The organism is Streptomyces sp. NPDC087310, assembly GCF_044744405.1.
Taxonomy (GTDB): domain Bacteria; phylum Actinomycetota; class Actinomycetes; order Streptomycetales; family Streptomycetaceae; genus Streptomyces.
The window spans coordinates 501,244-522,611 of sequence record NZ_JBIUYF010000007.1 but is presented as its reverse complement, the minus strand read 5'-3'; the positions used below and the strand labels follow the sequence as shown (position 1 = coordinate 522,611).

Here is a 21,368-nt window from a genome sequence, read left to right as displayed (position 1 = left end):
CTCGGACTCCATGCCGGGCACGACGGCACACGCGACGCAGCCTTGGGCCTCGGGGCTTCCGCCGCACGACATTCGCCGCCTTCGTCCGCTGTTCAGTGCCCCAGTCCCCTCCCCCAGACAGACCTCGTCGTCGCCGCCGACAAGGGGACCGCCAGCTTCTCCGACATCGCCAACGAGGTCGCCGTCTCCTACGACTTCTGGCTCGGGGACGCCTTCGCCTCCGGCGGCAGCGCGGGCTACGACCACAAGGGCATGGGCATCACGGCCCGCGGCGCCTGGGAGTCCGTGAAACGGCACTTCCGCGAGCTCGGCCACGACACGCAGAGCGAGGACTTCACCGTCGTCGGCGTCGGCGACATGTCCGGTGACGTCTTCGGCAACGGCCTGCTGTTTCGGCGCCAACCTTCTGATCCTTCACCCGGACGACGTCCCTGGAAACAGCCCTTCAGCGGCTGCTGCGGGCTCGCCGGCCAGGACGGCCTGAACCTCGTCCGTGGCAGATGCGGCGTCGAAGTCGCGACGAAGGATTCCGCCTGCTGGACCGACAACCTCGTGGCGCTCATCGCAGCCGCAGTGACTGACGTACCCAACAGTCATCGGGGGAGGCGCCAGAAAGCAGGCTTGCCGATCTCCTCCGTCTAACTCGGCGGCGGTGGTCGGCGAAGACGTCGTACGGAACGGGAGCTACCTGCTCATCAAGCCGATCGGTCCGGTGTGTCTGCTCTCAGCAGGAACGTGGTGGATTCGGTCCCTGATGAGGAGTCCACTCGCTAACGTGGCGGTCACGGCGGAAGGGGACAGGGATGACAACGCTGACCGTGGGGTTCCGGCTGGGCAACGACACCGTCAGTCGCCAGGTGACGGTGTTAGTGACCGAGACAGGTGTCCTGCACCGGGCTCACGGTCTTTACGGAAAGCAGCCGAGGTTGTCAGCGCCGGAGCCGTCGATCGCGCTGACCACCCGCAACCCGAACTTCGAAGGCGAGAACCCTCTGGCCCGCCCCATCGCCGATCTGCGCCGTCATCACGCTTCGTACACGACGAAGGGATACACGCGCGCCCTCATCCCGCCGGCAGTCGTGCGCCTGGACGTGAAGGAGCACCCACCCCAGGCCGTAGCGCCGCATCATGAGCTGATCCAGGCGTTTATCGGCACGGCCCCCAACACACCCCAGCCGCTCGACCTCGCCATCAAGGAATTCCGAGACGCCCTCGGTCTGCCCACCCGGCCTCCAAACGTCCCCTGGGCACCCCGTGACAGAGCGGTTCCGCCGCGCGTCGCAGCGATGCTGCGCACCCTCGCTCATGGTTCCCCGATCATCCCTGCGCACCGGCTTCCCGTCGGGTGGACGGTGACCAACGAGGGCGTGAGGCTGCACGTCGGCACGACGGGCGAGCTTCTTGACCGGCAAGCGGTGATCGAGCTGCAGGCAGCCTTGAGCGCGTGGCTGCACTTCACGAAGAACACCGGGGAATCCGCCCCGGTGAACAGCTAGTCACCTGAGTCGGAGGTTCGTCGGCAGTATGCGGCGTTCGAGGTGGATTTCGGTGAAGACGGCGACCTTGGCACGCAGGGCCCACGGGTCGAAGGGCTTGCTGATGTAGTCGACCGCACCGGCCGCGTATCCGCGGGCGGTGTGCTCGGGGTCGATACCCATCGCGGTGAGGAAGATGATGGGCACGTCCCGGTTCCGGGGGCGGCGCTTGATGTGGGCGGCGGTCTCGTAGCCGTCCATTCCTGGCATCTGCACGTCCATGATGATGACGGCGAAGTCGTCGTGGAGAAGCAGCGCCTTGAGAGCCTCCCGGCCGGAGGAGACGGTCACGAGTTCCTGGTCCAGTGTCCCCAGAACCGCTGTTATGGCGAGCAGGTTGTCGGGCTGGTCGTCCACGACGAGGACCTTGGGCATGGGCTGCGGTTGCGGCAGAGGCAGCGGTAACGGTAGCGGCACCGGTCTTTCGACGGCTTCGAGTTGACGCTCCAGCAGATCGCAGCGCGCCTCTGCGTCCGCCCGCCGCTCTTGCGCCTCTTGGAGTTCGTTGCCCAGCCGCTTCACTTCCTGCCTCAGGTCGTCGCGCTCCCCCAGCAGTTCCGAGACGTCGGGGTGGGCGGCTGCCAGTTGGCCGGCGCGTTCCCGCTCGGCGGTGAGCGTCGCCTCCATGTGGTTGAGGCGTACTTCCAGGTCGGCGATGCGGTGCTTACGGTCCAGCAGGGCGTCGCCCAGGACGTCGCCGCGGACGCTGGAGCGGCGCGAGACGTGATCCGCGTCGGCGAGCTGCTGCTCGATGATCTGGACCGCGTGCTTCGGGGAGGAGTTGGCGTCGAACGCCGACCCGTAGAGCTCGCGCACGAACTCGATGGTCTCGGGGGTGACGGTGGTACCGCGGTGCTCGGCGAGGTCCGTCAACATGTCCATGATCACCGGCCAGGGCGGTAAGCGGGTCCCGTTGAGGTATCGGGAGAACGTCCCTGGGTCACGCTGGCGTCTGGCCGCGTACCGGCGAACCGACACTTCCAGCCCCTCGAACAGCTCCCGCAGAACCTCGGCGAGCGCCCGTGACTCCTTCGTCAGGTCCTGCCCCAGTGGGCGCAGCTCACCCATGGTCATGTCCCTTCCCGCAGGGCTCGCCGGTTCCCGGAGTGATCAGACGGTCGAAGAACGGAGTGGCCAGCCCGGTGACGGCGAACCCGGCGAGCACACCGCGCGCGGCACCTTCCCCTGCCAGCCAGGTCAGTCCCCCTGCTGCCACGCCGCTCAGCGCGGCGAGCAGGAAGACCAGGGCTGTTCTCAGCGGCAGCAACGGTCGGTCCACGCGAATCCCCATTCGACTGTCCCGCGTCCGAAGACACAGGAGGGCGTTCCCGCCCGGCAGACCGCCAGGGGGGTGACACACAGCATGGAGCGTCATGGGCGCGTTGCAGTACGTCATCAAGGCAGCAGGTAGCGAAATGCCCTGTTGCGCCGGGCCTACCGCGCCCCGGCCCTCTCGTTCGGGCAGATCAGGCCGCTGACCCTGAAGTACGTTGCCAATGTGTTGCCGTGCAACGTTGGCAACGCGGAGCAGACGCAGCGGCCACATCAGCACCTTCCGGCACAGGCACGGCTGACCGGCAGGCTCGGGCGCGGGCGCGGCTCCGGCGAGAGCCGACCCCGACCGAGCGAAGCGCTGCCGTGGGGTGGCAGGAGCGACCATGCCACGCTCGGTCGTCATCACGCCGATCGCCGATTCCGAGCCCGAATTCGCCGCTCCCGGGCAGCGACCAGAGCCTGGCGCACGAGACCGGATCCGTTCAGCCCGGCGGTCATGTGACCGCCGCCTCGCCCTGTCGCCGTCCAGCGGACAGCCGGCAAGCTCGGTCGGTCCAGGGCGCGGGGATCGGCCCGTCGAGGCCGCACCGTTAGCAGGTATGGGGCCGTGTGCTCCCGAGCGGCGTCGGCTGCCTTCGGCGCGGCGGCGATCGTGTCCGCGCCGCCCAAGGTTCGCGCGTACCCAGCGGCGGTTGTGCTCCGTTCCGTAAGCCTGAGGCGCCTCGGCCTCGGGCTTCTTCGGTCCGGCTGAGGCGCCTGAGGGTGCTGCTGAGGTACTTGGCAACTCCTACTCCACCGCCTGGAACGCGGCCAAGGCGAAGGCGCACGCTCAGGGGGCGGGCCCACGGACGGCTCGCCCGGCTCGTCCACGTCGGCCGTCCAAGTGACCGCGGCCAGTCCGGCCTCCATCACCAGAGCCTCGGTCCGGCGCTGGTGGCCGCACGCCTTGCACAGACCTGCCCGCCGTGGGCGCCCCGACGCGGCACCCGAGCGCACGCCAGGCAGCCCGGTACGGCCCCCGCGGATCGCGCTGTTCTACTGCTCTGACCAGGATGGTTCACCGGATGGGGAGGCGGGCCGGCCTTGGTCGAGGTAGCGGCGAAATCCCTGGGCAAGTGGCCGGAATCCGCAGGCTTGGTAAAACGTGTGCGCTTCATGTCCGTCGGCCGCCAAGAGTTGGATCTTGTAGCATCTGGTGGACTCAGCAAGCCGCACGGCAGCACCCATCAGTTGCCTGCCGACACCATGTCGACGATGAGTGTTGGCAACCACGACGTTCTCCACGACAAGGATTGATCGCCCGCCGCGAGTGAGGTTCGGCAGGACCACGCAGTCCGCGGTCCCGACCAGCGTGCTGTCCAGGTCCGCGACCAGCACAGTCCGGCCCTGCTGATGGCGGACAGCCGTCCAGATGCTTCTCGCGGAGTCTGACGGCAACGGCGCGTCGTCCGGGTTCAGCTCTGCGTAGAGTGCCAGCAGTCCGTGCAGATCGTTCTCAACGGCCGGTCGGATGGTGATGTTCATACGCCCGAGCCTATAAACGGTCCGGGCGTCGTGGTCGATGACAGGTCCAGGCTGCGCCGGGCGGAGACTTCCACCCCAGCGGATGCCCCTTTCGCTGGGGATGCGGGCGCGCTCATTGCATTGCGCGGCCAGGACATCGGGGAAGGGCGGGCGTTGGCATCACACCAGCGCAAACAGACGCAGGACCCTGTCCTGCCACCGTTCCTACACCGCCGGATCGGACGTGCACTCACATCCAAACGTCTGCTCGGTCCCGACCGCGAGCCCGCGACCCGGTGAACCCTCTCGGCCAGAATACTGGCGAAGTGCAGTGTGATGCCCCTGGCTTCTTCCCTTGACAGGCGGACGGTCGGAGGCACTTGGGGAGCTGTTCCAGTCGGTGGCACCGCCGATGCCGGAGCCTGCACAGGATGGGGCTCGACACGGCCGACCGCCTCGCACGATCTCGCGGCTCCGGGGGCGCCACACGATAGTCCCAGTCGATCACCTGCCCTGGAGCGATACCGAGCGCGAGCCAGTGTCCGGTCCTGGTGGTCACTTCCTCACCCAGGAGGATCAGGAAGTCGTCCGCGGCATGGTGCCCCGGGCGCTGTGCGCATTCGGAGAGTTGTGCTGCGTGGTGGCGATGAAGTCGAGTCCCGCTGCGCGAGCGTCGGCCGCCAACTGCTCAGGGATGAGTTCGCCGTCCGAGTGCACGGAGTGGATGTGGCAATCCGCGCGATACCAACTGGCTCCTCGGCCACGCGCTCGCATGGGGAACCCGATTCTGTCACCGCTCTCTCCTGTCGTAGACGGCCCAACTACCGAACGAACGAGGGCAGTCGACACAGTGTTCCCGGAGTCGACTTGGCCGGGCGTTGCGCAGCGAGTACGCCCGCCTAGGCTTCAGTCTGAGACATCAGTTAAGCGCCTTGCCTTTTACCGACTCTGTCATCGTGGCCACCGGCGGCCGCAATGCCGCGGTCGGACACAAGACCTCACCGACGCCCTCACCTTCAAGCTGACGAGGAATCAATCACACCCATGCCCGATACCCGGCCCCCTGTGCTCCTCAACGAATCCTTCCAGACTGATCCTCACGCCTCATACGCGGCACTACGCCGCACAACTCCATGCCTACGGGCTCTCACCCCGGACGGAGCACCGGTTTGGCTGGTAAGCAGCTACCGCGAGATACGCGCTTCGGCAACTGACCCGAGGCTCTCGGTCGACAAGGCCCACGCGCGGACCGGCGGCCGCCATGGTGACTCGATGCCGCCCGAGCTGGACGCGCATCTACTCAATACCGACCCGCCGGCCCACACCCGACTCCGTCGTCTGGTCAACAGCGCATTCACAAAGCAGCGAACCGAGCAGCTCAGACAGTCCATCCAGACAGTCACTGATCAATTACTGGACCAACTGGCGGCGCGTGGCGGCCACGCGGACATCGTGGCCGACCTGGCCATGCCTCTTTCGCTCACGGTGATCAGCAACCTGCTCGGCATCTCGGAGGACAACCGCCCGGACTTCCGGAGCTGGACAGACACGCTGCTCAGTCCGGCGCCCGACGCCGCTGTGCAGTCACGTAAGGCCATGAAGGAGATGCACCGTTTCCTCGCCAATCTCATCGACCGCAAACACGATGTTCCCGGTGACGACCTGCTGTCCGCGCTCATCAACGAACACACCCACCAGGACGGCCCCCGCCTGAGCAGGGCGGAGCTGGTGGCCATGGCCTTCCTTCTCCTCTTCGGCGGCTACCACAATTCCGCCGGCCTGATCTCCACCACCATGCTGGCCCTCCTCTCCCACCCAGCACACCTCACTGCTGTGCGCAGCGGAAAGCTGGCCATGAATCAGGTCACGGAAGAGGCACTGCGCTGGAACTCGCCGGCGATGCTGGCCGTCCGACGGTTCGCCACCCAGGACATGCGGATCGGCGAAGCGGCCATCTGCAAAGGGGAACGCGTCTGGCTGGCCTGGGCCTCAGCCAATCGCGATCCAGGCCAGTTCGTCACGCCCGAGACCTTCGATCCCACGCGCGACACTCGTGGCCACCTTGCCTTCGGCCACGGCCCCCACTACTGCCCTGGCGCTTCCCTCGCACGCCTGGAGAACGAGATCGCCGTGACCAGTCTGGTGCGCCGCTTTCCAGAGCTGTCGCTGGTCGGCCCGGTCAGCACGTTGCAGTGGACCACGTCGCTGCGCAACAGGAGCCTGCACGAATTGCCTGTCTCGATATGACACGACACCGACGACAGTTCTACGCCCCTGGCCAGAACGAGTTGCTGCCGGCCGAGGCGCTGCGGAGCAGGGAGCGCGGCAGCTACGGCTGAGCGTGAAGTTCGGCATGCTCGCCGCCCTCGGAGGTGACTTCGCCGGGGTCGACGGCCGGAGCGTCGGCAGCTCCGTCGGTCCTGGAGACTGGCGCTCTTTCGATCCGCGGTTCGCCGGCGGAAGCGTGGACTACAACCTCACCCTCGTGGAGGCTGTGCGTCAGACCGCTCAGGCCAAGGGGTGCGCCGTCGCCCAGATGGCCATCGCCTGGGTAGCCGCTCAAGCGGACGACATCGTGCCGGTGGTGGGCGCCCGTACCCACAACCGGTCGGCCCAGGCGCTGGCCGCGAAGTTGCGCGCACGTCCCACGATTTCTCGCCGAACGCCTCATCGAGGTCGAGTGGCAGCGTTTAGGCACCGGTCCTGACGGAGGTTAATGATCACTCAACTCGGAACCCGCACCTGCACGTCGAGTTCGAGGCCAGAGGAATTCGAGGCCAGGGGGAAAGCGCCGGCCGTAGCGTGAGATGCCGGCATCGGGACCGCAGATTGGACGGCTCGGATACCGAAGCGGTGCCCGGAGCGGGTCAGCTCAGGACGATGCGGTTCTCGGGCGCCCCTTCTCAGCTTTGAACGCGTTGGTCGTAGTCCCTTTGGTGCGCCCGGATCTCGTCCGCGTTGTTGACCGTCCAGTCGTACAACCGGCCGAACGGCTCCCGCAGGGATTCGCCGAGCGGGGTGAGGGAGTACTCGACTCCGACCGGCGAGGTCGGCAGCACGCGGCGCGTGACCATCCCGTTGCGCTCCAGGCGGCGCAGGGTCTGGGTCAGGACCCGCTGGGTCACGCCCTCAAGACGGCGTTTGATCTCGTTGAACCGAGTGGGCTTGTCAAGGACTGCCATCACCATCATCGACCACTTGTCAGCGATCTGGTCGAGGATCGGGCGGCTGGGGCAGTCGGACCGGTAGACGATGTCGGTGCCGGCGTCGGCGCCGGTTTCAGAAATGGCCATGTCGGTATCCTTCACGATCCTTGCGATGCCGAAAGTGCGTTATTGACGCCGGTCGCCCGCCATCGCACCGTAAGTATGCATCAGGAACCTAGATGCGTACCAGGTACCGATCGGAGATCTCCATGAACCACGACGCCTACACGACCCTGCGGGTGAGCCTTGAGGACGGCATCGCCCGCGTCACCCTCGACAACCCACCGGTCAACGTCCTGAACGTCGCCCTGATGGCCGACCTCCGGTACCTGCTGACCGCGCTGAAGGACGACGACTCGGTTCGGGTGATCGTGTTCGACAGCGCCAACCCGGAGTTCTTCATAGCCCACGTCGACATGTCGCTCGTCGACACTCCGGACGCCTTCGACAAGCTCGCGGCCGACCTTCCGGACGGCGTCAACGTCTTCCAGGCTCTGGGAGAGCTGCTCCGGCACCAGCCCCAGGTGACCATCGTCAAGCTTGCCGGGATGGCGCGCGGCGGAGGGGCGGAGTTCGTCGCGGCCGCGGACATGGCGTTCGCGGCGATCGGTCGCGCCGGGATCGGCCAGGTCGAAGCTCTGATGGGCATTGTCCCTGGCGGAGGGGGCACGCAGTACCTCGCGGGCCGGATCGGCCGCAACCGCGCGCTGGAGGCGGTGCTGGGTGCCGACCTGTACGACGCCGAAACCGCGGAGCGCTACGGCTGGGTGAACCGGGCCGTCCCCGCTGACGAGCTCGACGACGTCGTCGACCGCCTCGCCCGCAACATCGCGACCCTGCCCGAGGGGGTGATCGCGGCGGCCAAGCGTGCCATCGTCCCCGATGACCTGTCCGAGGGGCTCCTGCGGGAGCACGACGCCTGGGCCGGCCAGGTCGTTCGCCCCGCGGCCGAGTGGTTGATCCGCGGCGGACTGGCCCATGGTGCGCAGACCCACGACGGCGAGCGCGACCTGGAGGGCCTGCTCCGGGGACTGGCCGGATAGGACCTGGGCGAGGGTCCGCCAAGCCGACCGCCGCAATCCCCGATGGCAGCCGCTCCACCACGCGCCCGGTCGTCCAACTCGTCGAGTCCGCCCCCCAATTGCTCGAATGGGAACGTTCTGGAGCCGGAGCTTCAGGAAGTGTTCGCCGGTGGTCGTCTGAACCGGCCCTGGACGAAGGCGGCGTGTCCGTGCGGCTGCGCACAGGTTGCCGTACAGGCTCGGGGACGGTCTCCGGTGCGGTACGGCGCCGCCCAGGGGCAGGGCTTGAAGAGGGGCGCGGGTTCCGGCGTCGGCTGTGGCTCAGTCGCAATGCCCGACAGTCGCAATGCCCGCTCGGTGCTGGCCGCCACTATGGCGAAGCCGAGCGCTGGGTTGCCCCGGTTCGGCAGCTCGATGGGCGGGGTGTGATTCCGGAAACGCTGGTGACGACGCGGCGGAGCGGACGTAGCCGTGGACCGTCCGCTCCGCCGACCGGTACGAGGATCAGACCGGTGCGAGGATCAGGTCGGTGCGAGGATCAGACCGGGCGGGGATCCGGCCGGTGTGGGGATCCGGCCGGTCCGGCGATCAGCCTGATCCGGGGGTCAACCTGCGCGGCAGAGCGTGTCCTTCACGGGCATTTCGCCCTTGACCAGATAGCGCGTGGTGGTGTTCAGCGCGCAGGGGTTGTCGCCCAGGACGTAGGCGCCGTGCCCGCTGTCGTCGACGCTGAGCAGCCGGGACCGGTCCGCGAACTTCTGGCGCAGCATCTTTCCGCCCTGGTGCGGTGTCGGCACGTCGCGGAGGTTCTGTACGAGCAGTACGTTCCGGGGTCCGTCGTCGTTGACCGCGACCGGCGGCTCGGCCGGGGCGTGTGGCCAGAAGGCGCAGGGGGTGATGTTGGCGGTGGCGGCGCCGAACAGCGGGTAGCGCTCGCGGTCCTCGGCGACGCCGGCCCGGTAGGTGTCGATGTTCTCGGGCCACTCGACGTCGTTGCAGGTCACGGCAAGGAACACCGACAGTGAGTTGTCGACCGGTGACGGCGCCTTGCCCGCGGTGGCGTGCTCCGACAGCAGGCGGCGGGCCGCCGTGTCGGCGCCGTTGAGCAGCATCTGCCAGAGCTGGGCCAGCTTGGGGTACTGCGTGTTTTTGAACAGGAGGCCGAAAGTGCCGAGCCGGAACAGGTTGCCGTCGATCCCCTCCACCGGAGCCTTGTCGAGTCGTTCGGCGAGGGTGAGGTAGGTCGTGCGGACCTGCGCGGGGGTGTGGCCCAGGCCGTAGCTGTCGTGCCGTGCGGCCGCCCACTTCGCGAAGTCGGGGAAGGTCTGTTCCGTCCCGAGGGCGTAGCGGCGCATGCCGTCGCGGTCGAGGTGGGTGTCGCCGATGTTGCTGTCGAGCACGATGCGGTCGGAGCGTTCGGGGAACATCGACGCGTAGGCGGCGCCCAGTGCCGTGCCGTAGGAGTAGCCCAGGTAGCTGGTCTTCTCCTCGCCGAGCGCGGCCCGGATGCGGTCGAGGTCGCGGGCGGTGTTCGCCGTGGTCAGGTGGCGCAGCCGTCCGTCGCGGTCATTGCGTGCGCACTGCTCGGCCACCTGTTCGGCGACCTTCGCTTGTGCGGTGACCGCCGCGTCGTCGACCGCGTAGCGGGGGATGTTGCCGATGTAAGGGCTGTCGTCCGTGAACTCGCAGGTGACCGGTGCCGAGTGTCCGATGCCGCGGGTGTCCATGCCGATCAGGTCGTAGCTGTCGGAGACGTCGGTGGGCAGGCCCCTGGCCACCAGCAGCGCGGACAGTGCGAGTCCGGACCCGCCGGGGCCGCCCGGGTTGAGCATGAGTGTGCCGCGCCGCTTGTCCGGGTTGGTGCTGGCCAGCCGGGAGATCATGAGGTCGATCCGGGCTCCCCCGGGGTCGGCGTAGTCCACCGGCACGGGCACGGTGGCGCATTGGAGCGTGATCGGAGCGGCTTCGGTCACGACGTCCTCGGGGCAGGTGCCCCACTCCACCTCCGGGTCCTGTCGCTCGTCCGCGCCGGCGGGTGCCGTGGCCAGCGAGCCGCCGAGGCCGAGGACGGCCACGAGGGCCAGGCTCCGGCCGATACTGCGTTGTCGTTTCATGTCCGGTCTCCGCATTCCCGTCTCGCGGTTGTGGTCGCCGCCCATCGCACTCCGTGCCCTTGGGGCATGGTCAACTCCGTCTCGGCGGCGTGCGGGTACCGGCGCGGTCGAGGGTTGACCATGCCCCAAGGGCATGCTCTTGAATGGACCGCTTCTCGGAGACGATCCCGCCGACCGGCAGGACGGGGGGCGGCAACGGGGAGACGGGGAACGGAGCACCCCAGAAAGGGCCTCGCGGTGGCGTGGAGCACAAGTCAACTGGCCGAACTCGCCGGCACGACGCTGAAGACCGTCCGGCACTACCACAAGGTCGGTTTGCTGGACGAGCCGGAACGAACGGCCAACGGCTACAAGCGGTACGGCGCGAAGCACCTGGTCCGCCTGCTGCGCATCCGTAGACTGGTCGACCTCGGCGTGCCGCTGTCGGCAATCCCCTCCGTCGAAACCGCCGACGAGAGGGCGGAGCACATCCTGCGCGCCCTGGACGCGGAGCTCGCGGCGAGCATCGAACGCCAGCAACGGATACGCCGGGAACTGGCGGCGATCCTGGACAACCGGGCCTCGATCGACCTGCCGACGGACTTCAGGACACTCCCCGACGACCTGTCGGAGGCGGATCGATCTTTCCTGCTGGCGTACTCCAGCTTTCTCACCCCCTCGGCGATGTCCGCGTTCCAGGAGCAGCTCGCGGCGCCTCGCAGCGACGTCGGCGCGGAGTTCGACGCCCTGCCCGCGGACGCGCCCGAGGACGTGCGGCAGCGGATCGCGGAACGCCTCGCGCCCGAAGTCCGCAAACAGCAGGAGGACCACCCGTTGCTGCACGACCTGGAGGCCGCCTCTCGCCGGGGAGCGGCGATCACCCAGTCGGTTGTCGTGCAGGCAGTGGTCGAGTTCTACAACGAGGCCCACATCGACGTCCTGCAACGCGTGAACGCATTGCTTTCGAAGGACGACGCCGCCGAGACGTGACAACGCTACGCGGCCTGGGGGCCGGGGACGGAACTGCTCGGCGCACGGCTTGGTGTACGTATCCCCGTCACGCTCGGCGGGTCCGTCCGGATCGACGGCCGTGAGCGATACGAGCAGCTCCGGGTCGGCACGGCCGGGACGCGAACCGTCGACCACGGCGGTGAGATGAGCCATGGTCTGTCCGCACCGGTGCGGGTCCTGGCTCGCCGGTCCGTCGTCCAACTCGTCCTCGTCGACGAGGGAGGCCCGGAACGGCCACGCCCTACGGCCGGTAGCGGATCTCCAGCATCACGCAGCCTCCGGTCGTCCGGTACGGGCCGTGCTCCATGCCCGGGGGCCGGGCGGCGAAGTCTCCGGCGCGGAAGGTCTGGTCCAGGGTCAGGTCGTGCAGGTCGCCTTCGAGCAGATAGACCTCCTCGACCCACTCGTGCCGGATGACGCCGGAGGGCGAGGTGTCGAGGCCGGGCTCCCAGCGCACCAGCCGGGTCAGCACCTCCGGATCAGCCTCATCCCTGCTCAGAACCCTCTCGGCGGTCCCGGGCTGCGGCCCGGTACGCCACGGCATGGCGTCCGGTGCAAAGAATTCTCGCTCGTTCTTCATGACAGTGACCTTCTGCAAGCAGTGAGGAGTACGGAGTAAGGAGTAAGGAGCCGGGGTTGGCCGGCCGACCCGCTGGGGACGTGACGTACGGCGTGGAAGCTGCACCAGGGGCGTCTGCGGTCCTCCCACCTGCATCCCCCGGGCCGTTACGGTACGCCGGGAAGCCGATCTTGTTCAGCACAGCCTAGAGGTGTGCGGAGTTCCGGTCTTCAGCGGAGGTTACGGAGCCGGATGTCGCGCGTGGTCGGCGACGAGGTCGACCTTGCCGGCGGACCAGGTCAGCAGCAGGCTGTACAGGCCGGTCACGGTCATACCGGCCAGAGCGACCAGGCCGAGCTTGGCCGCCAGCCATGTGGTGCGGGTCATGCTCTGGTTCCACACCAGCCGGTGGGTGCCCGCCTCCAGTTCCCGGGTGATCAGGGGTGCGTCCCAGAAGAGCCCGATGATGCCGGGGACGGCGATCAGCAGATAGCCGACGAAGTCGTAGGCAAGGCCGAAGTCGTCGGCGAGCGAGCTCAGGATCTTCGAGCAGCCGCCGCCGGTGCACTGGGCGCGGAGCTCCTCGTAACGGTCCCGGGACCGCAGGCCGATGACGACCGCGCAGATCGCGACCGCCAGTAGCGCGGCGAGCCCCACGAGCGCCTGTGTACGGAACTGCCGCCAGGTCAGCCAGGTCATCGGTGTGTCTCCTGAGCCGTCGATGCGGATACGGCGTCGGTGAGGGTGGCCCGGGTCAGGTACGCCAGGACCAGTTCCTCCAGGTCGAGGCTCTCCACGGCCCAGGGCGCATGGGCCGGCAGCGGGCCGGTGGCGGGGACGACCGCGGAGCTCTCCCGCCCCGCGGAGCTCTCGCGTCGTGCGGAGCTCTCGTGTCGCGCTGAACTCTCGTGCCTCGCGGGCTCGGACCGGATGACCTCGATCCCCGCGGGCATCGTCGCGCGGTCGTCCCAGGACCCGACGATCCGGAGGTGCTCCGCCAGCAGGTCCGCCACATCACCCACGACCTGGATCCTGGAACCTGCCAGCACGATCAGGTAGTCGCAGGCCCGCTCCACATCGGAGAGCGCGTGCGAGGAGAGCATGGCGCTGGCTCCGAGGTCGCCGACGAACTCCATCAGGTTCTCCAGGAACTCGCGCCGGGCGAGGGGGGCGAGGGCGGCCGCCGGCTCGTCGAAGATCAGCAGTTCGGGCCGCTTGGCCACCGCCAGGGTGAGGGCGAGTTGGGCGCGCTGTCCGCCGGAGAGCCCGCCCGCCTTCTGCTTCGGTGCGAGCCCGGTCTGCTCCACGCGGCGTCGCGCGAGCGGGGCGTCCCAGCGGGGGTTGAGAGCCGCGCCCATGCGCAGATGGTCCGCGACGGACAGCTCCGCGTACACCGGGGTGTTCTGCGCGACGAAGCCGACCTTCGCGAGGTGCCCGGCGTTGGCGGCGGGGCGGGAGCCGAGAACCCGGACCGAGCCCGAGGTCGGCTGGACCAGTCCGCAGGCCAGGTTGAGCAACGTCGACTTGCCGGCGCCGTTGGGACCGACCAGACCGATCACCCGCCCAATGCGGAATGCTCAGGTCGCAGCCGGTCAGGGCCTGGTGCTTGCCGTACCGCTTGCCGAGCTTCTCGGCTTCCAGCACTGGAGTCATGTCTTTCCCCGGTCGAGGTGGGTGGGAGTGGTGGTGGGCGGGGCCGGGATCGGTGTTCCCGGCCGGGCCGGCGGACAAGTGGAGCCGCCCGGGCGGCGCGTGGGCGGCGTCGGCCGCTCCGTCACGGCCGGTCGTTCTTCCGCACGGCCTGGACGATCAGGTGGACGAGCAGGATGACGCCGAGGGCGCTGAGCACGTAGAGGACGTACAGCACCGGGCTGCGCTCGGTGGCCGGTTGGGCCGGCTCGGCAAGCACGGACAGCAAGGCCATGGAGGTCATGGAGGTCATGGAGTGAGCGAGGAGATCGGTCATGGCCTCAGCATGTGGAGTACGGACAGGCGCCCGCGCCCGCTGAAAGCACACCGTGCGGCGGACCCACTGGTACTTTCGGCCGGTTCGAGGCGCCGGGCGTTCCCGTAGCGTGATCCGTGGGAACGCTGAAGAGTCATCGGCCGGATGGCACCGGACCGCGGTCGACGCCGGGCTCGCCGTCGTGTTCGCGGTGCTGCTCGTCGTGGTCGCCGCCATCTACGGCCACGGAGGCCGTCCCTGGATCTTCGATTCACCGGGCGGCCCGAACAGGTCACCGCGTACGCAGGTCACCGTGTACGAGGACATCGCGCTCGTCGCTCTGCTCACCGAGACTCCGAACGGGGCCGCTGGTTCGTCAACGAGGAACTCGGTCCGCTGACGGCCCAGGACCGCACGACCACCGGCCCCCGGCCCCCGGCCCCCCGGCGGATCCTTCTCAGCTACCTGGACCACGGCGGCAGCATCACCGGGCCGCCGAATCGCTGTACGTACACCGCAACACAGTGGCGTACCGGCTGCGGCGCGCGGAGGAGCTTCTCGGCCGGTCCGCCACCGACCGCGCCCCGGAAACGCACACGGCCCTGCGGCTGGCGACGCTGTTCGCCACAGGGCCGGCCTCGGGCACCACCCCTGTTCTTCCGTCCACCGGCCGACCGGGGCAAGGGCCCGACGGGCGGCCGTAGTCGGCCTGATGTCCGACCAGCCGAGCCCCGGCGACCCATGAGCGGGTGGCGGGTCCGGCCGAACCCGATCCGTCGTCTCCTCGCCCCTTCAGCGGAGCAGCGGCGCCAGTCTCTCGGTGAGCAGTTCGATGTGCCGGACGACCAGATCGTCCGGCATCGCTCCGATGCTTCCCCAGAAGATGAGGTGCTGGACGGGTACCCCTGTGGTCAGCCCGCGAATCCGGTCGGCGGCTGCTTCGGGGGTGAGGATCTCCAAGGCCCCCAACTCCGCGTAGGGGTCCTTCGGCCTCCGTTTCATCTGTTCCTCCGAAAGGGCTGCCGAGTGCCGGTCGGGGTCCTTTCCCCGCCGTTCCAGCAGTTCCTCCGGTGTGACCGGGCGCGGCGGTGGATTGCCGGTCCCCACCACCGCGGCGGCCTGGTAGGAGTTCCGCTGGTGGGCGAGATGCGGGGCGACGCGGGGCCACGCGGCTTCCGTGTCGTCCGCGAGCATGATCGGAATCAGTCCCGACATCCGTGCGTCGGCCGGATCGTGGCCGCCCTCGGCCAGGCCGGTGCGGTAGGGATCCAGCAGCTCCGCGGACGTGTGGAGCAGACCCATTCCCAGGCGGCCCGCCATGCGCGCGCCACGCGGTCCGAAGAACCCGCCCCACATGGGCAGCGGATCCTGGAGCGGCACAGGTGTGACCTCTTTCCGCGCCCACAACCGCTGGACTTCCGCGATGGTGTGTTCGGTCGACGTGTACCGCTTGCTGAAGTCGGCGTCGAACATGGTGTATTCGTGGACGCGATATCCGGCACCGAGGCCCAGTTCCAGACGTCCGCCGCTGATCAGGTCGACCATGGCGGCCTCTTCCGCCAACTGCGCCGGACTGCGCAGGGCGGCCAGGAGTACGGACGTTCCGATACGGGCCTGGCGGGTGCGGGCCGCGACCGCGGCGGCGAAAGTGAGTGGCTGCGGCAGATATCCGTCGTCGAACGCGTGGTGCTCGGTGAACCACAGTCCGCCCGCCCCGAGCCGGTCCGCCTCCTCGCAGAGTTCCAGAGACCGGGCGTAGTGATCCTTCCAGGGCCGCTCCCACTCCACTGGATTGCGCAGATCAAAAACGATTCCAATTTCCATAGGTCTGCTCCTCGGCGCTGATGGAAGAACTCGGGATTCGCAGGCGTCAGCTTTCGTGGGCCGCTTCCGCGCGGTGTCCCGCGATGCGCCGCACCTCGACCAAGTCCCAGTAGTAGGGGCGGATGTCCGTGATCAAGCCGTCCTCCAGGTGGAAGTACTCGGCGACCGGCATGGTCCACGGGGCGCCACCGGCATCGGTGCCGTGCAATTCGACCAGGCCGATAACCAGGTGCGGGCCGTCGGCGACGATCTCCTGCACGGTGAGGCCCTCGATGCCGAGGGCAGCGAACACCCGGCCGCCGGCAACGCCCGCGTCGTCGCCGGTCCAGGTGCCCGGCACGGGGTGCCCCGGAGCCTGGGTGACGCGGTAGTCGGGACTGCGCAGGGCCGCGAGGGCGGACAGGTCGCCGGAGATCACGCCGTCGTAGAGGCGGCGGACGATCTCGCGATTGCGCTCGGTGGCTTCGGTCTGCCCGGTGGTGGGCATGGTTGTTCTCCTCTTCGGACGCGACGCCGCGTGGAGCGGCGTCGCGCTGTCGGGGTGGGTTTCGGCAGAGCTCGGTGCGGGTGCTGTACGCCGCCGATCAGGTCGACAAGGGCGGATTCCTTGGCGGGGAGGAGGGAGAGAGCGGTCCTGCTGGGCATTCGTTCCGCGCGGCGGGTGGCCGGTTCAGCAGCCCGGGCAAGCACCCGAGGAATCCCTGGCCGGCACGGGGCGATCCGGGCGGGGGCGTCCGTCACGGGCCGGGGCGTGCTCAGCCTGCCGTGAGTGCGGCGAACGTCGCGTCGAGCAGGTTGTCGAGATCGCCGCGCCCTTCCGCGGCGGCCCAGTGGTCCACCGCGATGTCGAGGCAGTCCAGCGCGGCTGCGGCGAGCACCAGGAGCTCCAGCTCCTCGCTCCGCGGTGGCCCGGTGCAGGTTCGCTCGGCGAGGGCGCCGGCCAGGAGGGGGCGCCAACTGCACTGCTTCTCCAGGTTCCTGGCTCGCAACGACGGCGTTCGCCGGATGAGGCGGGCGGTCGCGAGGGCGCCTTCAGGGTCCTGGCGGTACTTCTCGGTGACGATGTCCAGAGCACGGCGCAGTGCGGCCCAGTCCCCTTCATCCGCGGGCCGGGCACGCAGGGCGTCGGCGACCTGCTCACCCCAGGCGTCGAAGGCTGCGAGGACGGCGTCCTCCTTCGTCACGAAGTAGCGCAGGAACGTGTTGCGCGACACGCCGGCCGCGGCGACCACGTCGTTGATGGTGACCCGGTCAAATCCCTCCCGCTGAAACAGGTCCAAGGCCACCTGGGCCAATTCGGTCCGGACGGCGGCCCGGGCGATGTCTCTCGTCTTGATACGCACGTTTCCACTCACCCTGCCACTCTAACCACCTTCCGGGGTCACGCCTCAATAGCTTCACTCATACCCTAAGCTGAGACTCAGTTCCAGGCAAGGGAGTGAGGTCCATGATCCGTACCGGTCGGCTCCATGGGCACTCCGCAGGCGGGGGCTCGACATTGGTCTTGGAACGGACGAGGAGTGCACGTATGAGCGCGACGGAGAACAAGAAGCTGGCACTGGCCTTCTTCGAGCACCTCATGACCGGGGGGCTCGACGCGGCTCTGGCGTTGGCCGACGAGAACGTTGTCTGGCGGGTGTCCGGCCAGCCGGGTGTCATCCCGCTGGCCGGCACGTACACCAAGTCGGAGATCGGTGGCTTGGGTTCCCTGGTGGCCGAGGTCATGCCGGGCGGAGTACGACTGACCGCCACCACGGCCACCGCCGAGGACGACCGGGTCGTGCTTGAGTACCTGTCCCAAGGGGTGTCTCCGGCCGGCAAGACCTACGACAACCGGGTCTGTTTCTCTCTGGAAGTACGCGACGGGCTCATCCAGTCCGTGCGCGAGTACTACGACACCATCCACGCCAACGACGTCCTGTTCGACCGTACCTACCCCGCCGAAACCCTCGCGGAGAAATAGCCCCGGCCGGCCGGCCGTTCGCAGGAACTGCGGACGGCCCGGCGCGACGGCGGCCTGCCAACACCTTGCGCAGTACGCCGACTTGCGGATGTGCGGCCGAAGAATCAGTGAAGCCCCGGTCGGCCCGGGTCCGACTCCCCCGGCCCGCCTCCGGTACGTCCCGGGGCATCCGTGACACTGCCAGGTTCGGGGAACGGGGGTGGCGGGCGGCTTGGCGGGCGGGCGCGGTGCTGGGCTGCCCGGAGGGTGTTGGCCAGGAACATGGCGATGGCCATGGGGCCGACTCCGCCCGGTACAGGGGTGATACGGCCGTCGAGTTCCGGGGTGCGGACATCACCGGTGAGGCCGGTGGAGGTGCAGTGGATGCCGATGCCGATGACGGTGGTGCCGGGTATGACGTCTTCGGGGTCGACATCCTTGCGGACTGGGATGCAGTCGATCAGCGCGGCGGAGTCCAGGTGCCCAGGGAGCGGGAGGAGTCGGACCGGATCCGGGGGCCGGCCGGCGCGGGCCGCCGGCCGGCATGATCCGGCTACGGCCGACCGGTGACCGGCAGAGCCCGCACCCAGGTGCGGTCGCCGGTCAGATAGGCGTCGACGGCAAGCCCTGCCTCGCTCAAGGCAAGCTCAAAGGCCCTGGCGGTCAGGGGGCGTGACAGGAACGTCTGGGCCCACCGGGCGTCCGGGAAGACGTATTCGACATGGACGGACCGCACACCCGGGCCCACGGGATCGGAGGACACCACCCGAACGAGACCGCCAGCGATCTTCCGCTCCCGCGGCAGGTTCTCGTGCCGCCCCTCGTTCTCTCGCTGGATCAGTACGCAGCCGTCGTTCGCGACATGCCGTCGACAGGTCCGCAGCAGCCCCTGCCGCACTTGTGGATCACCTGCGTGAACAAGGAATGACCCCAGCAACACCACATCGAAGCGCTCATCGAGCTCCAACTCCTCGATCGGACTGCAGACGGTCCGGGCGCCGTGGACCCGCTCCAGCATCTGGGGAGATTCATCGACGGCAGTCACGGTGAAGCCTCGCTCAACCAGCGGATGCGTCACACGGCCCACACCGGATCCCAGTTCGAGGACACGGACCTTGGCGGGGACCGCCCGTTGGACAATGTCGGGCTCGTCGCCCACGGGGAGCCGCTCGTACAGTTCGACTGCACACCCATCCGGCGTGATTGCTCCCGGCCCGGTTCCTTGGTGACCCTCGCGCGTCCGCCCGCTCATACTTCATAGGAACACAGTGGGGGCTGCTGTGAAAGACCACGTCTGCCCCTGCCGCACCCCCAGGTCGGGCGGCGTCGTTGACTGTCCCGTCTCAAGGGATCTGGTCCATGTCTGAGCTGATCCGGTCCGTGGAAAATCGGGACGGTATCTGCGAGTGATCGGCGATCCACGTCCATGCGGTCCACGTGCCGTGTCGCGGGCCGGTGGTGCCAGGCGTTACCACGCCCGCCGGGGACGTCATTCGCCCGCGGCGTCCTCGGCCTCCCAGCGCAGCAGGTCGCCTGGCTGGCACTTGAGTACCTCACAGAGCGCGGCGAGGGTCGTGAAGCGCACCGCCTTGGCGCGGCCGTTCTTGAGTACCGCCAGGTTGGCGGGCGTGATCCCTATGCGGTCCGCGAGGTCGCCCACGGACATCTTCCGCCTGGCCAGCATCACGTCGATGTCGACGACGATCGGCATCAGATTACCTCGTCCAACTCGGCCTGCATCTGGGCCGCTTCGACGTCGCGCGCGACGGCCTGGGCGAGCAGCATCCGCAGCAGGAGCACGATGAGTGCGACCCCCAGGATGGCCACGCCAACCCCGCCCATGATGACGGTGACGCCCGGGTCGTCCCGCTGGCCCGGCGCATTGAAGGCCGTGACCGCGAACCACAGGAGGGCAGCCGCCACGATCGCGCCGATCACGGCGTCCACGTACCGGAAGGCGGTATGGGAGAACACGGTCCCACGTCGCACCATCGTCACCAGTCGCCATACGCTGACCAGGGCGACCTGGGCCGAGCCCATGCCCAGGATCGTGATCACGCGCAGCGCGGTCAGCGGGAGTGACCCGTCCTCCGGATCGCTCCCGCTGACCAACACCCACACCATCAACGCCTGCACGAACACGGTGCCGGCGAGCACCACCACGAGCACGGCGCGAAGCGCACGCACTGCAAGCTGTCCCATACCTTATCCTTCCATTGAGTTGCGATGGAAATCTATCGAGTATCGATAGGTAAATCAAGGGTTGAGGCGGAGGATGGGCGGTGGGCTACACCGAAGCTCCAGTCCGGGAAGTCGGACCTCGCATCCTCCTGGCTCGGACCACCTCAGCCGAGATTTCTGGCTCCCCACGTCTCAAATGCGCTGGTCGCCGCACGTCAGTAGCTCAGCTCGGAACCAGATCATTTGAGACGGAACATTGACCCCGAACGGGAGGGCCCGCGGACAGGGCGGCAAGGGATACCCAGCGTCAACGGGGAGGTTGTCATCGGCTGGTAGCCCCGCCCACCGGCCGGGGCATAGCAACACCGGCTGCGGACAGCGTGTGCCCACACGATGCGCGCGAGGGCCGGCGGCCGGCGGACGGAAGGTGCGGTGACCGCGATGAGCAAGAGCAACGAGAACGGCGGAGCGAAGAACGGCGGAGGCCGGCGCATCCCGATGCCCCCGAACGACGCTTCGCAGGTCCAGGCAGCAGAGGACAAGAACCCGTCGAGCCGGTCGGCGCGAACGGGCTTCGGGCCGCGGGCCCAGTCGTCCGGCGCGCGCAAGGAAGGCGAGCAGCGCCACGGTTGACGGCGCGGCCATCCGGCTCCCGGTCGAAGTAGCGCCGGCCCGGGCCGGCCCGGCACTACCCTCTGGGCTCGCTGGGTCTACGAGCCCAAGTTATGGACAGAGAGTTGACCTGTCCGCTGTCCGGGTCGCCGCGTCTCGGCTCGACGTCCCGGGAGTGGTGATGGCCCAGGGAACGCCGAAACGGTCGGTTGCCGCATCGATTTCCACTACGCCCTTGCTGTGCAGATGGACGATCCCCGCAGCAATCGTCAGCTACGAGTGATCTCGCGCGCCCCGCCACCCGCGCGGGCGGTGAGCACGAGTTCGCGTACCCGTTCCCGCCGGCCCCGTTACGCCACCGCACCGGAGGTGTTCGCGCGCCTTCGCGAGGACCGACCGGTGTGCCCGGTCCGTATGTCCTCCGGCCACCGCGTTCACATGCTCACCCGCCGCGACGACATCCGCGCCGCACTCACCGACCCGCGCTTCTCCCGCGACCTCACCCATCAGGGCGCGCCCCGCATCTCCGGGGACGACTTCACCCACACTCCCGGGGCCCTGTTCGACCTCGCCCCGCCCGACCACACCAGGGTCCGCCGTGTCCTGGCCGCCCTTTACACGCGCCCCGCGATCGAACCCCGCCGCCCCGCGATCCGGCAA

At 68.5% G+C, this 21,368-nt stretch carries 24 protein-coding genes and 3 pseudogenes; 10 read left to right on the top strand and 17 right to left on the bottom strand.

All coding sequences use genetic code 11. The features are described from left to right. Positions 1-117: 117 nt before the first annotated feature. Both ACIO3P_RS27985 and ACIO3P_RS27980 read left to right on the top strand, forming a co-directional pair. Positions 118-390: pseudogene (locus ACIO3P_RS27985) on the top strand (NAD-glutamate dehydrogenase domain-containing protein); the annotation flags it as partial. A 413-nt stretch (positions 391-803) separates the two neighbouring features. Then, the gene (locus tag ACIO3P_RS27980) at positions 804-1,496 is read left to right on the top strand and encodes a hypothetical protein (protein ID WP_401853406.1); all 693 of its coding nucleotides are present in this window, start codon (positions 804-806) and stop codon (positions 1,494-1,496) included. Here the strand turns inward: ACIO3P_RS27980 and ACIO3P_RS27975 are convergent, their stop codons facing one another. The 4 genes and pseudogenes from ACIO3P_RS27975 to ACIO3P_RS27960 all read right to left on the bottom strand — a co-directional run. Next, positions 1,497-2,603, bottom strand: a complete 1,107-nt coding sequence (locus ACIO3P_RS27975) for a response regulator (protein ID WP_401854005.1) — start codon at positions 2,601-2,603, stop codon at positions 1,497-1,499. Next, the gene (locus ACIO3P_RS27970) at positions 2,596-2,814 is read right to left on the bottom strand and encodes a hypothetical protein (protein WP_329821915.1); all 219 of its coding nucleotides are present in this window, start codon (positions 2,812-2,814) and stop codon (positions 2,596-2,598) included. Before ACIO3P_RS27970 ends, ACIO3P_RS27975 begins: the two co-directional genes overlap by 8 nt. Before the next feature lie 1,031 nt (positions 2,815-3,845). After that, positions 3,846-4,334 (bottom strand): GNAT family N-acetyltransferase, encoded by a 489-nt coding sequence (locus ACIO3P_RS27965; protein WP_401854008.1) that lies wholly within the window; start codon positions 4,332-4,334, stop codon positions 3,846-3,848. 63 nt (positions 4,335-4,397) lie between these two features. Continuing rightward, a pseudogene (locus ACIO3P_RS27960) lies at positions 4,398-4,507 on the bottom strand (IS630 family transposase); the annotation flags it as partial. A 1,078-nt stretch (positions 4,508-5,585) separates the two neighbouring features. On the opposite strand from ACIO3P_RS27960, the gene ACIO3P_RS27955 reads away from it, so the two are divergent. Next, positions 5,586-6,560: a cytochrome P450 gene (locus tag ACIO3P_RS27955; RefSeq protein WP_401853409.1), complete on the top strand. Its 975-nt coding sequence runs from the start codon at positions 5,586-5,588 to the stop codon at positions 6,558-6,560. A 151-nt stretch (positions 6,561-6,711) separates the two neighbouring features. Beyond that, a pseudogene (locus tag ACIO3P_RS27950) lies at positions 6,712-6,942 on the top strand (aldo/keto reductase); the annotation flags it as partial. Between the two features lie 274 nt (positions 6,943-7,216). Here the strand turns inward: ACIO3P_RS27950 and ACIO3P_RS27945 are convergent. Then, on the bottom strand, positions 7,217-7,606 hold the full coding sequence (locus tag ACIO3P_RS27945) for a helix-turn-helix domain-containing protein (RefSeq protein WP_329821919.1): 390 nt from the start codon (positions 7,604-7,606) through the stop codon (positions 7,217-7,219). Positions 7,607-7,728: 122 nt separating this feature from the next. Between ACIO3P_RS27945 and ACIO3P_RS27940 the strand changes: the two genes are divergently transcribed. After that, positions 7,729-8,562, top strand: coding sequence for an enoyl-CoA hydratase/isomerase family protein (locus ACIO3P_RS27940; protein WP_401854011.1), 834 nt, complete (start codon positions 7,729-7,731; stop codon positions 8,560-8,562). A 584-nt stretch (positions 8,563-9,146) separates the two neighbouring features. Here the strand turns inward: ACIO3P_RS27940 and ACIO3P_RS27935 are convergent. After that, positions 9,147-10,655, bottom strand: coding sequence for an alpha/beta hydrolase (locus ACIO3P_RS27935; protein WP_401853411.1), 1,509 nt, complete (start codon positions 10,653-10,655; stop codon positions 9,147-9,149). 237 nt (positions 10,656-10,892) lie between these two features. On the opposite strand from ACIO3P_RS27935, the gene ACIO3P_RS27930 reads away from it, so the two are divergent. After that, positions 10,893-11,624 (top strand): MerR family transcriptional regulator, encoded by a 732-nt coding sequence (locus tag ACIO3P_RS27930; RefSeq protein WP_401853413.1) that lies wholly within the window; start codon positions 10,893-10,895, stop codon positions 11,622-11,624. Between the two features lie 262 nt (positions 11,625-11,886). Here ACIO3P_RS27930 and ACIO3P_RS27925 read toward each other — a convergent pair whose 3' ends face one another. From ACIO3P_RS27925 to ACIO3P_RS27910, 4 genes are all read right to left on the bottom strand, one after another. Then, a complete protein-coding gene (locus ACIO3P_RS27925) occupies positions 11,887-12,225 on the bottom strand; it encodes a cupin domain-containing protein (RefSeq protein ID WP_329821923.1) in 339 nt (112 codons plus the stop codon). A 219-nt stretch (positions 12,226-12,444) separates the two neighbouring features. Continuing rightward, complete coding sequence (locus ACIO3P_RS27920; protein ID WP_401853415.1) at positions 12,445-12,903, bottom strand: hypothetical protein; 459 nt, start codon at positions 12,901-12,903, stop codon at positions 12,445-12,447. Beyond that, complete coding sequence (locus ACIO3P_RS27915; RefSeq protein ID WP_401853417.1) at positions 12,900-13,763, bottom strand: ATP-binding cassette domain-containing protein; 864 nt, start codon at positions 13,761-13,763, stop codon at positions 12,900-12,902. Before ACIO3P_RS27915 ends, ACIO3P_RS27920 begins: the two co-directional genes overlap by 4 nt. 215 nt (positions 13,764-13,978) lie before the next feature. After that, complete coding sequence (locus tag ACIO3P_RS27910) at positions 13,979-14,170, bottom strand: hypothetical protein (RefSeq protein WP_401853418.1); 192 nt, start codon at positions 14,168-14,170, stop codon at positions 13,979-13,981. 109 nt (positions 14,171-14,279) lie between these two features. Between ACIO3P_RS27910 and ACIO3P_RS27905 the strand changes: the two genes are divergently transcribed. Further along, on the top strand, positions 14,280-14,549 hold the full coding sequence (locus ACIO3P_RS27905) for a hypothetical protein (RefSeq protein WP_401854061.1): 270 nt from the start codon (positions 14,280-14,282) through the stop codon (positions 14,547-14,549). Continuing rightward, complete coding sequence (locus ACIO3P_RS27900; protein ID WP_401854013.1) at positions 14,518-14,853, top strand: helix-turn-helix domain-containing protein; 336 nt, start codon at positions 14,518-14,520, stop codon at positions 14,851-14,853. Before ACIO3P_RS27905 ends, ACIO3P_RS27900 begins: the two co-directional genes overlap by 32 nt. 88 nt (positions 14,854-14,941) lie before the next feature. Here ACIO3P_RS27900 and ACIO3P_RS27895 read toward each other — a convergent pair whose 3' ends face one another. From ACIO3P_RS27895 to ACIO3P_RS27885, 3 genes are all read right to left on the bottom strand, one after another. Further along, positions 14,942-15,973: an LLM class flavin-dependent oxidoreductase gene (locus ACIO3P_RS27895; RefSeq protein ID WP_401853421.1), complete on the bottom strand. Its 1,032-nt coding sequence runs from the start codon at positions 15,971-15,973 to the stop codon at positions 14,942-14,944. A gap of 46 nt (positions 15,974-16,019) precedes the next feature. After that, positions 16,020-16,460, bottom strand: a complete 441-nt coding sequence (locus tag ACIO3P_RS27890; RefSeq protein WP_329821933.1) for a nuclear transport factor 2 family protein — start codon at positions 16,458-16,460, stop codon at positions 16,020-16,022. A 268-nt stretch (positions 16,461-16,728) separates the two neighbouring features. Then, positions 16,729-17,328: a TetR family transcriptional regulator gene (locus ACIO3P_RS27885; protein ID WP_329821934.1), complete on the bottom strand. Its 600-nt coding sequence runs from the start codon at positions 17,326-17,328 to the stop codon at positions 16,729-16,731. Between the two features lie 173 nt (positions 17,329-17,501). Between ACIO3P_RS27885 and ACIO3P_RS27880 the strand changes: the two genes are divergently transcribed. Then, positions 17,502-17,936 carry a nuclear transport factor 2 family protein gene (locus ACIO3P_RS27880; protein ID WP_401853423.1) on the top strand — a complete coding sequence of 145 codons (435 nt, stop codon included), beginning with the start codon at positions 17,502-17,504 and terminating at the stop codon, positions 17,934-17,936. Between the two features lie 104 nt (positions 17,937-18,040). On the opposite strand, the gene ACIO3P_RS27875 is transcribed toward ACIO3P_RS27880, so the two are convergent. The 4 genes from ACIO3P_RS27875 to ACIO3P_RS27860 all read right to left on the bottom strand — a co-directional run bounded on the left by ACIO3P_RS27875 (position 18,041) and on the right by ACIO3P_RS27860 (position 20,117). After that, positions 18,041-18,367 (bottom strand): hypothetical protein, encoded by a 327-nt coding sequence (locus tag ACIO3P_RS27875; RefSeq protein WP_401978217.1) that lies wholly within the window; start codon positions 18,365-18,367, stop codon positions 18,041-18,043. 101 nt (positions 18,368-18,468) lie between these two features. Further along, positions 18,469-19,167: a class I SAM-dependent methyltransferase gene (locus tag ACIO3P_RS27870; protein WP_401853426.1), complete on the bottom strand. Its 699-nt coding sequence runs from the start codon at positions 19,165-19,167 to the stop codon at positions 18,469-18,471. A gap of 237 nt (positions 19,168-19,404) precedes the next feature. Beyond that, entirely contained in the window at positions 19,405-19,626 is a 222-nt protein-coding gene (locus tag ACIO3P_RS27865; RefSeq protein WP_329821940.1) for a helix-turn-helix transcriptional regulator, read from the bottom strand. Next, positions 19,626-20,117, bottom strand: coding sequence for a DUF2975 domain-containing protein (locus ACIO3P_RS27860; protein WP_329821942.1), 492 nt, complete (start codon positions 20,115-20,117; stop codon positions 19,626-19,628). The genes ACIO3P_RS27865 and ACIO3P_RS27860 overlap by 1 nt, the downstream gene beginning before the upstream one ends. Positions 20,118-20,537: 420 nt before the next feature. Here ACIO3P_RS27860 and ACIO3P_RS27855 point away from each other — a divergent pair, with 420 nt between their 5' ends. Then, the gene (locus ACIO3P_RS27855; RefSeq protein ID WP_401853429.1) at positions 20,538-20,729 is read left to right on the top strand and encodes a hypothetical protein; all 192 of its coding nucleotides are present in this window, start codon (positions 20,538-20,540) and stop codon (positions 20,727-20,729) included. Positions 20,730-21,368 lie beyond the last annotated feature (639 nt).

Bases quoted from the DNA above. Each gene is read 5' to 3' on its own strand.
- ACIO3P_RS27925 (WP_329821923.1), bottom strand. From the start codon at position 12,225: ATGAAGAACGAGCGAGAATTCTTTGCACCGGACGCCATGCCGTGGCGT.
- ACIO3P_RS27860 (WP_329821942.1), bottom strand. From the start codon at position 20,117: ATGGGACAGCTTGCAGTGCGTGCGCTTCGCGCCGTGCTCGTGGTGGTG.
- ACIO3P_RS27895 (WP_401853421.1), bottom strand. From the start codon at position 15,973: ATGGAAATTGGAATCGTTTTTGATCTGCGCAATCCAGTGGAGTGGGAG.
- ACIO3P_RS27865 (WP_329821940.1), bottom strand. From the start codon at position 19,626: ATGCCGATCGTCGTCGACATCGACGTGATGCTGGCCAGGCGGAAGATG.
- ACIO3P_RS27935 (WP_401853411.1), bottom strand. From the start codon at position 10,655: ATGAAACGACAACGCAGTATCGGCCGGAGCCTGGCCCTCGTGGCCGTC.
- ACIO3P_RS27975 (WP_401854005.1), bottom strand. From the start codon at position 2,603: ATGGGTGAGCTGCGCCCACTGGGGCAGGACCTGACGAAGGAGTCACGG.
- ACIO3P_RS27920 (WP_401853415.1), bottom strand. From the start codon at position 12,903: ATGACCTGGCTGACCTGGCGGCAGTTCCGTACACAGGCGCTCGTGGGG.
- ACIO3P_RS27940 (WP_401854011.1), top strand. From the start codon at position 7,729: ATGAACCACGACGCCTACACGACCCTGCGGGTGAGCCTTGAGGACGGC.
- ACIO3P_RS27910 (WP_401853418.1), bottom strand. From the start codon at position 14,170: ATGACCGATCTCCTCGCTCACTCCATGACCTCCATGACCTCCATGGCC.
- ACIO3P_RS27965 (WP_401854008.1), bottom strand. From the start codon at position 4,334: ATGAACATCACCATCCGACCGGCCGTTGAGAACGATCTGCACGGACTG.
- ACIO3P_RS27955 (WP_401853409.1), top strand. From the start codon at position 5,586: ATGCCGCCCGAGCTGGACGCGCATCTACTCAATACCGACCCGCCGGCC.
- ACIO3P_RS27870 (WP_401853426.1), bottom strand. From the start codon at position 19,167: ATGAGCGGGCGGACGCGCGAGGGTCACCAAGGAACCGGGCCGGGAGCA.
- ACIO3P_RS27880 (WP_401853423.1), top strand. From the start codon at position 17,502: ATGAGCGCGACGGAGAACAAGAAGCTGGCACTGGCCTTCTTCGAGCAC.
- ACIO3P_RS27855 (WP_401853429.1), top strand. From the start codon at position 20,538: ATGAGCAAGAGCAACGAGAACGGCGGAGCGAAGAACGGCGGAGGCCGG.
- ACIO3P_RS27945 (WP_329821919.1), bottom strand. From the start codon at position 7,606: ATGGCCATTTCTGAAACCGGCGCCGACGCCGGCACCGACATCGTCTAC.
- ACIO3P_RS27980 (WP_401853406.1), top strand. From the start codon at position 804: ATGACAACGCTGACCGTGGGGTTCCGGCTGGGCAACGACACCGTCAGT.
- ACIO3P_RS27890 (WP_329821933.1), bottom strand. From the start codon at position 16,460: ATGCCCACCACCGGGCAGACCGAAGCCACCGAGCGCAATCGCGAGATC.